The 11980-nt window shown below is 61.2% G+C and carries 12 protein-coding genes; 9 read left to right on the top strand and 3 right to left on the bottom strand.

From position 1 onward, the window contains the following. Positions 1–125: 125 nt before the first annotated feature. The 5 genes from Q1W70_RS16705 (at position 126) to Q1W70_RS16725 (ending at position 5428) form a co-directional block, all read left to right on the top strand. Positions 126–1034: a carbohydrate ABC transporter permease gene (locus Q1W70_RS16705; protein ID WP_166591028.1), complete on the top strand. Its 909-nt coding sequence runs from the start codon at positions 126–128 to the stop codon at positions 1032–1034. Further along, a complete protein-coding gene (locus Q1W70_RS16710; RefSeq protein ID WP_302097606.1) occupies positions 1027–1872 on the top strand; it encodes a carbohydrate ABC transporter permease in 846 nt (281 codons plus the stop codon). The genes Q1W70_RS16705 and Q1W70_RS16710 overlap by 8 nt, the downstream gene beginning before the upstream one ends. Before the next feature lie 3 nt (positions 1873–1875). Next, positions 1876–3036, top strand: a complete 1161-nt coding sequence (locus Q1W70_RS16715; protein WP_166591029.1) for an ABC transporter ATP-binding protein — start codon at positions 1876–1878, stop codon at positions 3034–3036. 76 nt (positions 3037–3112) lie between these two features. Next, the gene (locus Q1W70_RS16720; RefSeq protein ID WP_166591030.1) at positions 3113–4459 is read left to right on the top strand and encodes a carbohydrate porin; all 1347 of its coding nucleotides are present in this window, start codon (positions 3113–3115) and stop codon (positions 4457–4459) included. A 114-nt stretch (positions 4460–4573) separates the two neighbouring features. Further along, complete coding sequence (locus tag Q1W70_RS16725; protein ID WP_166591031.1) at positions 4574–5428, top strand: D-hexose-6-phosphate mutarotase; 855 nt, start codon at positions 4574–4576, stop codon at positions 5426–5428. Between the two features lie 155 nt (positions 5429–5583). Here Q1W70_RS16725 and Q1W70_RS16730 read toward each other — a convergent pair whose 3' ends face one another. Further along, positions 5584–6444, bottom strand: a complete 861-nt coding sequence (locus Q1W70_RS16730; protein ID WP_174244630.1) for a MurR/RpiR family transcriptional regulator — start codon at positions 6442–6444, stop codon at positions 5584–5586. Positions 6445–6672: 228 nt separating this feature from the next. Here Q1W70_RS16730 and zwf point away from each other — a divergent pair, with 228 nt between their 5' ends. Genes zwf through Q1W70_RS16745 form a run of 3 tightly spaced genes read left to right on the top strand, consistent with a single transcriptional unit; the run spans position 6673 to position 9525 of the window. Continuing rightward, on the top strand, positions 6673–8142 hold the full coding sequence (gene zwf, locus Q1W70_RS16735; RefSeq protein ID WP_095169816.1) for a glucose-6-phosphate dehydrogenase: 1470 nt from the start codon (positions 6673–6675) through the stop codon (positions 8140–8142). Next, positions 8129–8842 (top strand): 6-phosphogluconolactonase, encoded by a 714-nt coding sequence (pgl, locus tag Q1W70_RS16740; RefSeq protein ID WP_182341970.1) that lies wholly within the window; start codon positions 8129–8131, stop codon positions 8840–8842. The genes zwf and pgl overlap by 14 nt, the downstream gene beginning before the upstream one ends. Before the next feature lie 17 nt (positions 8843–8859). Then, positions 8860–9525 carry a bifunctional 4-hydroxy-2-oxoglutarate aldolase/2-dehydro-3-deoxy-phosphogluconate aldolase gene (locus Q1W70_RS16745; protein WP_166591033.1) on the top strand — a complete coding sequence of 222 codons (666 nt, stop codon included), beginning with the start codon at positions 8860–8862 and terminating at the stop codon, positions 9523–9525. A gap of 327 nt (positions 9526–9852) precedes the next feature. On the opposite strand, the gene Q1W70_RS16750 is transcribed toward Q1W70_RS16745, so the two are convergent. Both Q1W70_RS16750 and Q1W70_RS16755 read right to left on the bottom strand, forming a co-directional pair. After that, positions 9853–11034, bottom strand: coding sequence for an aminotransferase class V-fold PLP-dependent enzyme (locus Q1W70_RS16750; RefSeq protein ID WP_302097607.1), 1182 nt, complete (start codon positions 11032–11034; stop codon positions 9853–9855). Between the two features lie 27 nt (positions 11035–11061). Then, positions 11062–11298, bottom strand: coding sequence for a DUF3820 family protein (locus Q1W70_RS16755; protein WP_095169812.1), 237 nt, complete (start codon positions 11296–11298; stop codon positions 11062–11064). Positions 11299–11501: 203 nt separating this feature from the next. On the opposite strand from Q1W70_RS16755, the gene Q1W70_RS16760 reads away from it, so the two are divergent. Further along, positions 11502–11969: a ferritin-like domain-containing protein gene (locus Q1W70_RS16760; protein ID WP_166591035.1), complete on the top strand. Its 468-nt coding sequence runs from the start codon at positions 11502–11504 to the stop codon at positions 11967–11969. The last annotated feature ends 11 nt before the right edge of the window (positions 11970–11980 follow it).

Consider the following 11980-nt stretch of genomic DNA (forward strand, 5'->3'; position numbering starts at 1 on the left):
GCCTGCTCGCGAAGACGGACTGACATTCACCATGGATGTCGGCTGATACACCGCCTTCGCGAGCGGCCTCGCTCCCACAAGGGATCGCTGTGTGCCGAATATTTCTCCTTACCTGGATAATCCCGATGAGCTCTGTGGCGGTTTTCAGCAAAGCCTCACCGTTCGATGCACTGCAGCGCTGGCTGCCCAAACTGGTTTTGGCGCCCAGCATGCTGATCGTTCTGGTCGGCTTCTACGGTTACATCATCTGGACATTCGTACTGTCCTTCACCAATTCCAGCTTCATGCCGAGCTACAAGTGGGTCGGCCTGCAGCAGTACGCCCGCCTGCTGGACAACGACCGCTGGTGGGTGGCGAGCAAGAACCTGGCGCTGTTCGGTGGCCTGTTCATCGGCATCAGCCTGGTGCTGGGGGTGTTCCTCGCGGTGCTGCTGGACCAGCGCATTCGCAAGGAAGGTTTCATCCGCACCATCTACCTGTACCCGATGGCGCTGTCGATGATCGTCACCGGTACCGCCTGGAAGTGGCTGCTCAACCCGGGCCTGGGCCTGGACAAGATGCTGCGCGACTGGGGCTGGGAAGGCTTTCGCCTGGACTGGCTGGTGGATCAGGATCGCGTGGTGTATTGCCTGGTGATCGCCGCCGTGTGGCAAGCCTCCGGCTTCGTCATGGCGATGTTCCTGGCCGGTCTGCGAGGGGTCGACCAGTCGATCATCCGCGCCGCCCAGGTCGACGGTGCGAGCTTGCCGACCATCTACCTGAAGATTGTCCTGCCGAGCCTGCGCCCGGTGTTTTTCAGCGCGTTCATGATCCTCGCGCACATTGCGATCAAGAGCTTCGACCTGGTCGCGGCGATGACTGCGGGCGGTCCGGGTTACTCCTCCGACCTGCCGGCGATGTTCATGTACTCCTTCACTTTCAGCCGTGGCCAGATGGGCATCGGTTCCGCCAGCGCGATGATGATGCTCGGCGCGATCCTGGCGATCCTGGTGCCATACCTGTACTCCGAACTGCGGGGCAAACGCCATGAATAACTCGCTTGCCACCCCGCGCCTGAGCGTCAGCCGGATCGCCATCTACGCGACCCTGCTGCTGGCTGCTGCGGTGTACCTCATCCCGTTGGTGGTGATGCTGTTGACCAGCTTCAAGTCGCCGGAAGACATCCGGACCGGCAACCTCTTGAGCTGGCCGCAAGTGATCGACGGCATCGGCTGGCTCAAGGCCTGGGACAGCGTGGGAGGGTACTTCTGGAACTCGGTGAAGATCACCGTGCCGGCGGTACTGATCTCGACCTTTATCGGTGCAATGAACGGCTACGTACTGTCGATGTGGCGCTTCCGCGGCTCGCAGCTGTTCTTCGGCCTGCTGCTGTTCGGCTGCTTCCTGCCGTTCCAGACCGTGCTGCTGCCGGCCTCGTTCACCATCGGCAAGCTCGGGCTGGCCAACACCACCACCGGGCTGGTGCTGGTGCACATCGTCTACGGGCTGGCGTTCACCACGCTGTTCTTCCGTAACTACTACGTGAGCATTCCCGATGCCCTGGTCAAGGCGGCACGCCTGGACGGCGCGGGCTTCTTCACGATTTTCTGGAAGATCCTGCTGCCGATGTCGATCCCGATCGTGATGGTCTGCCTGATCTGGCAGTTCACCCAGATCTGGAATGACTTCCTGTTTGGCGTGGTCTTCGCCAGTGGCGACGCGCAACCGGTCACCGTGGCCCTGAACAACCTGGTCAACACCAGCACCGGGGCCAAGGAATACAACGTTGATATGGCGGCGGCGATGATCGCCGGGTTGCCGACACTGCTGGTCTACATATTCGCTGGCAAGTATTTCCTGCGTGGGCTGACGTCCGGCGCGGTCAAGGGGTAGAACATGGCAACTCTCGAATTACGCAACGTCAACAAGACCTATGGCGCCGGCTTGCCGGACACCCTGAAAAACATCGAGCTGAAGATCGACGACGGTGAGTTCCTGATCCTGGTCGGTCCATCCGGGTGCGGCAAGTCGACCCTGATGAACTGCATCGCCGGCCTTGAGAACATCAGCGGCGGGGCGATCCTGGTGGACGACGCCGACATCAGCGGCATGAGCCCCAAGGATCGCGACATCGCCATGGTGTTCCAGTCCTACGCGCTGTACCCGACGATGAGCGTGCGCGACAACATCGCCTTCGGCCTGAAGATCCGCAAAATGCCGACGGCCGAAATCGATGAAGAAGTGGCGCGGGTGTCCAAGCTGCTGCAGATCGAACACCTGCTCAGCCGCAAGCCGGGCCAGCTTTCCGGCGGCCAGCAACAGCGCGTGGCGATGGGCCGGGCGTTGGCGCGGCGGCCGAAGATCTATCTGTTCGACGAACCGCTGTCCAACCTCGACGCCAAGCTGCGGGTCGAGATGCGTACCGAAATGAAGCTGATGCACCAGCGCCTGAAAACCACCACGGTCTACGTCACCCACGACCAGATCGAAGCCATGACCCTGGGGGACAAGGTGGCGGTGATGAAGGACGGGATCATCCAGCAGTTCGGCACCCCGAAGCAGATCTACAACGACCCGGCCAATCTGTTTGTCGCCAGCTTCATTGGCTCGCCGCCGATGAACTTCATCCCCCTGCGCCTGCAGCGCAAGGACGGCCGCCTGCTGGCCCTGCTGGACAGTGGCCAGGCGCGCGTCGAGTTGCCATTGAGCATGCAGGACGCGGGCCTTGAGGATCGCGAAGTGATCCTCGGCATGCGTCCGGAGCAGATCGTGCTGGCGTCTGGCGAAGCCAACGGCTTGCCGACTATCCGTGCCGAGGTCCAGGTCACGGAGCCGACCGGGCCGGACACGCTGGTGTTCGTCAACCTGAATGAAACCAAAGTCTGCTGCCGCCTGGCCCCGGATGTGGCGCCTGCCGTGGGCGAGACCCTGACCCTGCAATTCGATCCGGCCAAGGTGCTGCTGTTCGATGCCAAGACCGGGGAGCGGTTAGGGGTTGCCGGCGTACCGAAAGCCGAGGCGCACAGCACCAACGTTGCTCAGTTCAAAGGTCGCTGAGCACAAGCCTGTGGGTGCGAGCGTGCTCGCTCCCACAGGGGATGACCGTTAATAACAATAAAACGAGGAAGTAGGGATGAAGATCAAGAACAACGCTCAACTCATCTGCCAACTGTCGGCGGTCGCGGCGATGTGCCTGGCGGCCAACGCGCATGCCGCTGACGCGTTCAGCGCTGACTCCAAGTGGATGACTGGCGATTGGGGCGGCGAGCGTACCCGGCTGATCGAGCAGGGCATCGACATCAAGGCCGACTACGTGGGCGAAGTCGGTGGCAACCTCAACGGTGGCTACAACGACGACAAGACCGCACGTTATGCCGACCAGTTTGGCCTGGGCGTGGCGCTGGACCTGCAAAAACTCTGGGGCTGGGACAACACCCAGGCCAAGATCCAGCTGACCAACCGCAATGGCGAGAACATCTCCAACGACCGTATCGGCGACCCGCGTGCCGGCACCTTGAGCTCCTCCCAGGAAGTCTACGGCCGCGGCCATATGGTGCGTCTGACCCAGCTGTGGATCCAGCACCAGTTCCTCGACAACAAGCTCGACGTCAAGGCCGGTTACTTCGGTGAGGGCGAGGACTTCAATACCTTCCCGTGTGAGTTCCAGAACCTGGCGTTCTGCGGATCCCAGGTGGGTAACTGGGCCACCAACATCTGGTACAACTGGCCGGTCAGCCAGGCGGCTATCCGCGTGAAGTACAACATCACGCCAGAGCTCTTTGCGCAGATCGGTGCCTACAACCAGAACCCCTCGCAACTGGAGCACGGCAACGGCTTCAAGCTCAGCGGCAGCGGCACCCAGGGCACCGTGTTGCCGGTCGAGTTGGTCTGGTCGCCGAAGGTCAACAACCTGCCCGGTGAATACCGTGTCGGTTACTACAAGAGCACGGCCGCAGCCAATGACGTTCGTGAGGACGACAACGGCCAGGACGCCGCCACCAGCGGTAACGCCTACCGCGAGCACAGCAGCAAGCACGGTTACTGGTTCGTCGCCCAGCAGCAACTGACCAGCCACAACGGCGACGCTTCCCGCGGCTTGAACATCGCGGCCAACGCCACTTTCCACGACAAGGACACCAACGTCGTCGACAACTACCAGTCGCTGATGTTCGTGTACAAGGGGCCGTTCGATGCGCGGCCAAAAGATGACGTCGGCATCGGCTTCGCCCGCATCCACGTCAACGACGACGTGAAGAAGAATGCCGAACTGGTCAACGCGGCCAATGGCGTCAGTGACTACGCCGATCCGTTGTTCTCGCCACTGCGCAGCACCGAGTACAACTACGAGATCAACTACGGTTTCCACGTTACCAACTGGCTGACCGTGCGTCCTAACCTGCAGTACGTCACCCACCCGGGCGGTGTCGATGAAGTCGACAACGCGCTGGTGGCCGGCCTGAAAATTCAGTCGGTGTTCTAACGCGGTTGCGGTAAGCTCTTCTGCATGTGCGCATTTTTGCGGACAGCCCAGGCTGTCCGCTTTTTTTTGGGTCGCGCGCCCTTTGGTTACCGCTGATTTTCAGGACCGTGGCACATGCAAGAGCATCCGCTACAACGTTTCTTCAAATCCTTGCGCGAGCGTCCGGTGTTTGCGTGGGAGCGCTATCAGAAGCGCGATGTGTTGGTGATCGATCATCCGCTGTGCCAGGCGGTGTTCAGTCGCCAGGGCGCGCAGTTGCTGCATTTCCAGCCCGCAGGGCACAAGCCCTGGTTGTGGTGTGCGGCGAAGTGGCCACAGGTCGGTGCCATCCGTGGCGGCGTGCCGGTGTGCTGGCCGTGGTATGGCCGCCATCCGAGCGAAAACGCCTGGCCGTCCCATGGCTGGGCGCGGCTGATTGATTGGAAACTGATCGACAGCAGCAGTGATGCCGATGGCGTGCGCCTGCACTGGCAGTTGCAGCTGTGTGACTGGCAAGTGGACCTGCACGCGCACCTGGGCGAACGCATGGAACTGCGCCTGAGTACCGAGCACCAGGACAGTCTGCCTTGCCAGCTGAGCCATGCTTTGCACGCTTACTGGCGTATTGGTGACGTCGGCGAGGTAGCGCTGTCTGGGCTCGATGGCGCCCAGGGTTATGACCAGCTCAAGCGGGAAAATTGCCAGCAGCAAGGCGAATTGCGGGTTGAGGGTGGCTGTCAGCGGGTGTTCCAGCACGAGGGTGAACTGCAGCTCAAGGACCACGCCTGGCAGCGCCAGTTGTGCATCGACACCGGTGCCAGCGCTGATACGGTGGTCTGGCATCCCGGCTCACGGCCGTTGCTGGGGGTGAGCTGGAACGAGATTTCCGAGTTCGTCTGTGTCGAAGCGGCCAGTGGCGGCACCGACAGCTTGTGCCTGGCGCCGGGGGAGCGGGCGCATTTGAGCCTGCAGGCGTGGGCGGCGGCTTAGTTTAAGATATTGCGGTGTCTGGACTGGCCCCTTCGCGGGCAAGCCCGCTCCCACAGTGTCCACGTCGAGCACGAAACTTGCGGCTGCCATTGAACCTGTGGGAGTGGGCTTGCCCGCGAAGGGGGCCAGATCATTCAACACAGAAGTATCTGGTCTCAGTTGAACTCGTCGCCCACTGGATAGCGGCTGGCATTCAAGCTCTCTTTGATTTTGCGCAAGTGCGGCTGGAAATCGACGCCGCGGCGCAGGGTCATGCCGGTGGCTAGCACGTCGAGTACCGTCAGTTGAATGATCCGCGAGGTCATCGGCATGTAGATGTCGGTGTCTTCCGGCAACGGGATGTTCAGGCTCAGGGTACTGGCTTTGGCCAGTGGCGAACCCTCGGCGGTGAGGCCGAGGACCGAAGCGCCATTTTCCCGGGCGATGCGCGCCACTTCCACCAGCTCACGGGTGCGTCCGGTGTAGGAAATGATCACGAACAATTCGCCGGTGTGGGCCACCGAGGCAATCATTCGCTGCATCAGTACGTCGGCGTGGGCGGTGACCGCCAGGTTGAAGCGGAAGAATTTGTGCTGGGCGTCCAGGGCCACCGGGGCGGAAGCGCCGAGGCCGAAGAAGTGGATCTGCCGGGCCTGGATCAACAGGTCGACGGCGCGGCTGATCAGGTTCGGGTCCAGTGCCTGGCAGGCGCTGTCGAGGGAGGCGATGGCGCTGCCGAAGATTTTCTGGGTGTAGGCTTCGGGGTTGTCATCGGCTTCCACTGCGCGGCTGACGTAGGCCGCGCCGCTGGCCAGGCTTTGCGCCAGTTGCAGTTTGAGCTCCGGGTAGCCGCTGACCCCGAATGAACGGCAGAAACGGTTGACCGTCGGCTCGCTGACCGAGGCGGCCTGGGCCAGGGCGGCGATGCTGAAGCGAGTGGCCTGCTGTGGGTTGAGCAGGATCACTTCGGCGACCTTGCGCTCGGCCTTGTTCAGGTCGGCAAGGCGATTCTGGATCTGTTCCAGTAAGTTCCGCACGCGGTCCATATGAATTTCCTTGGTTCAGCTCTGCAAAGAGGGGGCTTGGCTATGCCAATTGGGCCTTTGATCGGGCCTGTAGCGGTGGCCTATCCTACTGTTGGCCCCGACCGACCACCACTCGGAATCTGTATTTTGGAAAAATGTTGTGGTTATTACTACATTTTTCCTTGAGCGATGCCTTGAAAAAAGGTATTTGTAGCTTAACTTGATAAAAGAACAAACATCATGCCTTCGATTACGGTTGAACCGTGCACCTTTGCCTTGTTTGGCGCCCTCGGCGATCTCGCCCTGCGCAAGCTGTTTCCTGCCTTGTATCAACTCGATGGCGCGGGCCTGCTGCATGAGGACACGCGCATTATCGCACTGGCCCGTGAAGCGGGCACGGAGCAGGAGCACCTGGCCTTCATCGCTCGTGAACTGCGACGTTATGTCGAGGCCAAGGAGCTTGACGAGGCCGTGGTCGAGCGCTTCCTGGCACGCCTGACGTACCTGCACGTCGACTTCCTCAAGGCCGACGACTATGTCGCCCTGGCCGAACTGGCGGGCACCGCGCAACGGATGATTGCCTACTTCGCCACCCCGGCGGCGGTGTACGGCGCGATCTGCGAGAACCTGGCGCAGGTGGGCCTGACGGAAAACACCCGTGTGGTGCTGGAAAAGCCCATCGGCTCGGACCTGGAGTCCTCGCGCAAGGTCAACGATGCCGTGGCGCGGTACTTCCCGGAAAACCGGACCTATCGCATCGACCACTACCTGGGCAAAGAGACGGTACAGAACCTGATCGCCCTGCGTTTCGCCAACAGCCTGTTCGAAACCCAGTGGAACCAGAACTACATTTCCCACGTGGAAATCACCGTTGCCGAGAAAGTCGGGATCGAAGGCCGCTGGGGCTACTTCGACAAGGCCGGCCAACTGCGCGACATGATCCAGAATCACCTGTTGCAGTTGCTCTGCCTGATCGCCATGGACCCACCGGCCGACCTGTCCGCCGACAGCATCCGTGACGAGAAGGTCAAGGTGCTCAAGGCCCTGGCGCCGATCAGCCCGGAAGGCCTGACCACCCAGGTGGTGCGCGGCCAGTACATCGCGGGCTACAGCGCAGGCAAGCCGGTGCCGGGTTACCTGGAGGAAGAGAACTCCAACACCCAGAGCGATACCGAAACCTTCGTTGCGCTGCGGGCCGATATCCGCAACTGGCGTTGGGCCGGCGTGCCGTTCTACCTGCGTACGGGCAAGCGCATGCCGGACAAGCTGTCGCAGATCGTCATTCACTTCAAGGAACCGTCGCACTACATCTTCGCCCCCGAGCAGCGCTTGCAGATCAGCAACAAGCTGATCATCCGCCTGCAGCCGGACGAAGGTATTTCCTTGCGCGTGATGACCAAGGAACAAGGCCTGGACAAGGGCATGCAGTTGCGCAGCGGTCCGCTGCAGCTGAATTTTTCCGATACCTATCGCAGTGCGCGGATTCCCGATGCCTACGAGCGGTTGTTGCTGGAAGTGATGCGCGGCAATCAGAACCTGTTTGTCCGTAAAGATGAAATTGAAGCCGCGTGGAAGTGGTGCGACCAGTTGATCGCCGGTTGGAAAAAATCCGGTGATGCCCCCAAGCCGTACGCGGCGGGGTCCTGGGGACCGATGAGCTCCATTGCACTGATCACGCGGGACGGGAGGTCGTGGTATGGCGATATCTAAATTAAAACTGCCCCAGGGCGTCAGCGCCCATGCGTTCAAAAGCCCGGTGCTGCTGGCCGAGAGCCTGGCGCTGGCAGTGGCCCGACAACTGGGCGAGGCCATCGAAGCTCAGGGCACGGCGACCCTGGTGGTCTCCGGTGGGCGCAGTCCGGTGGCGTTTTTCCAGCATCTGGCCAAGCAGAAACTCGACTGGGCCAACGTCGTGGTCAGCCTCGCTGACGAGCGCTGGGTGCCGGTCGAACACGCCGACAGCAATGCTGGCCTGCTCAAGCGTTATCTGCTGCAGGGGCCGGCCGCCAAGGCGCAGTTCCTCAGCCTGTACAACGCCAGCGCGAGTCTTGCGCAAGCCGCCGAACAGGCCGACCGCCTGCTCGCCGAGCTGCCGAAGATTGATGTGCTGGTGCTGGGCATGGGGGACGACGGGCATACCGCTTCGTTGTTCCCCGGCAGCCCGAACCTGGCCGAGGCCCTGCAGGTCGACGGCACGCGCCGTTGCTGGCCGATGCTGGCGCCGACCGTCCCTCATCAGCGCCTGACCATGAGTCGTGCGTTGCTGGCGTCGGCGCAGGTCACGCTTCTTTCGATTTCCGGTCAGTCCAAGCTGGCCACCCTGAGTGACGCACTGGCCGGTGACGATGTCGCCGCAATGCCGATTCGTGCCTTTCTGCAACCCACGTTAGAGATTTACTGGTGCCCATGAGCCAAGGATCAGCCGCTATGAAGAACCCATCCCCGACCGTTTCCATGGCGGACAAAGTTGCCCTGATCGACAGCCTCTGCGCCAAGGCGCGGATCCTGCCGGTGATTACCATTGCCCGCGAGCAGGACATCCTGCCCCTGGCCGACGCCCTGGCGGCCGGTGGCCTGACGGCCCTGGAAGTGACCTTGCGTTCGCAGTTCGGTCTCAAGGCGATCCAGGTCCTGCGTGAGCAGCGTCCGGAGCTGGTCACCGGTGCCGGTACGGTGCTTGATCGCACCACCCTGGCCGCCGCTGAAGCGGCTGGTTCGCAGTTTATCGTCACCCCGGGGATTACCCGTGACCTGCTGGAAGCCAGCGTGGCCAGTTCGATTCCGTTGTTGCCGGGGATCAGCAATGCCTCGGGGATCATGGAGGGGTATGCCCTGGGGTATCGGCGCTTCAAGTTGTTCCCGGCCGAGGTCAGCGGCGGTGTCGCGGCGATCAAGGCCCTGGGCGGTCCGTTCGGCGAAGTGAAATTCTGCCCGACGGGTGGGGTTGGTCCAGGGAACATCAAGAGCTACATGGCGTTGAAGAACGTGATGTGTGTCGGTGGGAGCTGGATGCTGGATCCGGAGTGGATCAAGAACGGCGATTGGGCGCGTATTCAGGAATGTACGGCTGAGGCGTTGGCTCTGTTGGATTGATGGTTTTTGCAGGATCGTTGTAGTTGTTGTGTGTTTTACGGCTATTTGGCGCACTTGGTCGGTGCGCCTTTTTTTTGCGCTTTTTTTGGGGGGGGGCTTGCCCGTTGGTGGGGTGATGGCCACTTGCTGCAGGCGAGCTAACGCTCGGCCTGTTGAGTGGTCAGGGCGGGCGAGGCGGCCTACCGGCCGGCCTGCTTTTTCTGGCTGGAACATCTCTGTGGGGTATCCCCTTGTGGGAGCGGGCTTGCCCGCGATGACGATCTCCGCCACACCGTAGATATCGACATGACCCCCAATCCCCTGTAACAGCCCTTGCCGATTCTCGCCTTAGCTCAAGTCGATCAACGCCTGTGCCAGCAGTCGCATGTCCCGTGCGGTGCTGGTCAGGCCTGGGGTGATGCGGATGCATGGGCCGCAGGCTGAGCCGCTGCGGGCCACGGTGAACAAGTTGTAGTCCTTGAGCAAGCGCTCGACCAGCAGTTGCTGATCTGCCTCGTGGGTAAACCGCACGGAGCTGATGGCGCAGTACAGGCGCGGGTCATCCGGGGTCATGACTTCGATTCCCGGGACCTTGCGCACGGCATTGACCCACAGGTTGCGCAGGTAGTTGAGGCGCGCGCCTTTGGCCGCGGCGCCGCCCATGGCCCGGTGCTCTTCGAACACCAGGGGCAGGGTCAGCAGGGCTGGAATGTTCGGGGTGCTGTAGGGCGTGCGACAGCGGATGTCGCTCGGCGGGAAATGAAATTCGCCCATGTCCGGATCGATCGAGGCCAGGCGCTGCGGCGCGATGTAGATGAACCCCAGGGTCAACGGGCCGCCGATCCATTTGTGCAGGTTGTAGCCGGCAAACTCGATGCCCAATTCATCCAGGTCGAACTCGATCTGGCCGAGGGCGTGGGCGCCATCGAGGATGACGTCGATCCCGTGTTCGCGGGCGGCGTGGGCAATGGCCTGGACCGGCATCACCAGGCCGGTGCGGTGGGTGACATGGGTCAGTGCCATCAGCTTGAGGCGCGGGTATTGCTCGAATGCCTCGCGATAGCTCGCCAGCAGGGTCTCAAAACTGGCCGGGTGGACATGCTCGATTTCAATCACTTCAACGCCCCGATGACGGGCCAGCCAGCGCATCGCACTTTTTACCGTGTCGTACTCCAGGTCGCAGAGCAGCACCTGGTCACCCGGCTGCAGGCCGTTGTAATTGCGAATCAGCGCTTGCAGGCCATCGGAGGCGCAACGGGTGAAGGCGACCGCCTCGGCGGGCACCCGCAGCAAGTCGGCCAGGTGCTCGCGAATGCTCACGCTTTCGAACTGTTCGAAGCGTTGGCGCACATGCACCGAGTTGCTACGGTTGATCAATTCGATGTTGCGCTGGTACTCGTCGATCACCGTGCGCGACATGCGGCCGAAATAGCCGTTCTCCAGGTTGATGGGACCGGGCTGGACATCGTAGCGATCAGCGAAGGTTTGCCAGAAAGCTTCATCACGGGCGCGTAGCGTGTTATCGGGCATGGGGCGACTCGGTGCGGATTCAGTGGCTCAGTGACGAGGTTTGGGTTTGCCGTGCTTGGCCCGCAATGGGTCCAGCAGGTCGGATAAGCCGTTGTGGTCGATTTCCTGCATCAGTGCCAGCAGGCCGCCCAGTTCACCGTGGGGGAAACCCTCGCGGGCGAACCAATTCAGGTAGGGGCCGGGCAGGTCGGCGATGATGCGTCCCTTGTATTTGCCAAAGGGCATTTCGCGGGTGATCAGCAGTTCGAGCTTTTCAGGGTTCATCGGTTAGCGGTCCTGGTTCATGCATTGCGGAAAATACAGGCATTCTGCATGCAGGCCAATTGACAGTTCATGCAAATAGCGTGGATACAGATTCCGCCTAAAATATTAAGTCGTTGAAAAATAAAGAAAATTTATCAATTCAAAAGCTGGCACACGAGCTGCAACTCCTTATGCAACTCTCTCAACCCGCAAGGAATTGAAAAATGACCGACATTAATAAAGAAGCGATTTCAGTCCTCAACGACCTGATCGAGACCAGCAAGGACGGCCAGGAAGGTTTCAAGACCTGCGCCGAGGACATCAAGCATCCTGAACTCAAGGCGCTGTTTGTCAAACGCTCCGCCGATTGCGCCACCGCAGCCGCGGAACTGCAGAGCACCGTGCGTTCGATGGGTGGCGATCCGGAGACTTCCACCAGCGTGAGCGGGGACCTGCACCGTCGTTGGGTCGACCTCAAGTCGATGGTGACCGGCAAGGACGAAGAGGCGGTACTCAACGAAGCCGAGCGCGGCGAAGATCATGCCCTGAAGGCCTACAAAGAAGCGATCGAGAAAATCAACAAGCACAACCTGGTGAACATTCGTGATCTGGTTGAGCGTCAGTACCATGGCGTGCAACGCAATCACGATCAGGTCAAAGCCCTGCGCAACCAGGCACGTGCTCGCTCGTAAGCACCTAGCCC

The sequence above is a fragment of the Pseudomonas kielensis genome (genome assembly GCF_030505375.1).
Lineage (GTDB): Bacteria > Pseudomonadota > Gammaproteobacteria > Pseudomonadales > Pseudomonadaceae > Aquipseudomonas > Aquipseudomonas kielensis.

What these genes read in the sequence shown, in the direction of transcription:
- Q1W70_RS16710 (WP_302097606.1), top strand. Translation starts at nt 1,027, where the DNA reads ATGAATAACTCGCTTGCCACCCCGCGCCTGAGCGTCAGCCGGATCGCC.
- Q1W70_RS16745 (WP_166591033.1), top strand. Translation starts at nt 8,860, where the DNA reads ATGAAGAACCCATCCCCGACCGTTTCCATGGCGGACAAAGTTGCCCTG.
- zwf (WP_095169816.1), top strand. Translation starts at nt 6,673, where the DNA reads ATGCCTTCGATTACGGTTGAACCGTGCACCTTTGCCTTGTTTGGCGCC.
- Q1W70_RS16750 (WP_302097607.1), bottom strand. Translation starts at nt 11,034, where the DNA reads ATGCCCGATAACACGCTACGCGCCCGTGATGAAGCTTTCTGGCAAACC.
- Q1W70_RS16760 (WP_166591035.1), top strand. Translation starts at nt 11,502, where the DNA reads ATGACCGACATTAATAAAGAAGCGATTTCAGTCCTCAACGACCTGATC.
- Q1W70_RS16705 (WP_166591028.1), top strand. Translation starts at nt 126, where the DNA reads ATGAGCTCTGTGGCGGTTTTCAGCAAAGCCTCACCGTTCGATGCACTG.
- Q1W70_RS16725 (WP_166591031.1), top strand. Translation starts at nt 4,574, where the DNA reads ATGCAAGAGCATCCGCTACAACGTTTCTTCAAATCCTTGCGCGAGCGT.
- pgl (WP_182341970.1), top strand. Translation starts at nt 8,129, where the DNA reads ATGGCGATATCTAAATTAAAACTGCCCCAGGGCGTCAGCGCCCATGCG.
- Q1W70_RS16755 (WP_095169812.1), bottom strand. Translation starts at nt 11,298, where the DNA reads ATGAACCCTGAAAAGCTCGAACTGCTGATCACCCGCGAAATGCCCTTT.
- Q1W70_RS16715 (WP_166591029.1), top strand. Translation starts at nt 1,876, where the DNA reads ATGGCAACTCTCGAATTACGCAACGTCAACAAGACCTATGGCGCCGGC.
- Q1W70_RS16720 (WP_166591030.1), top strand. Translation starts at nt 3,113, where the DNA reads ATGAAGATCAAGAACAACGCTCAACTCATCTGCCAACTGTCGGCGGTC.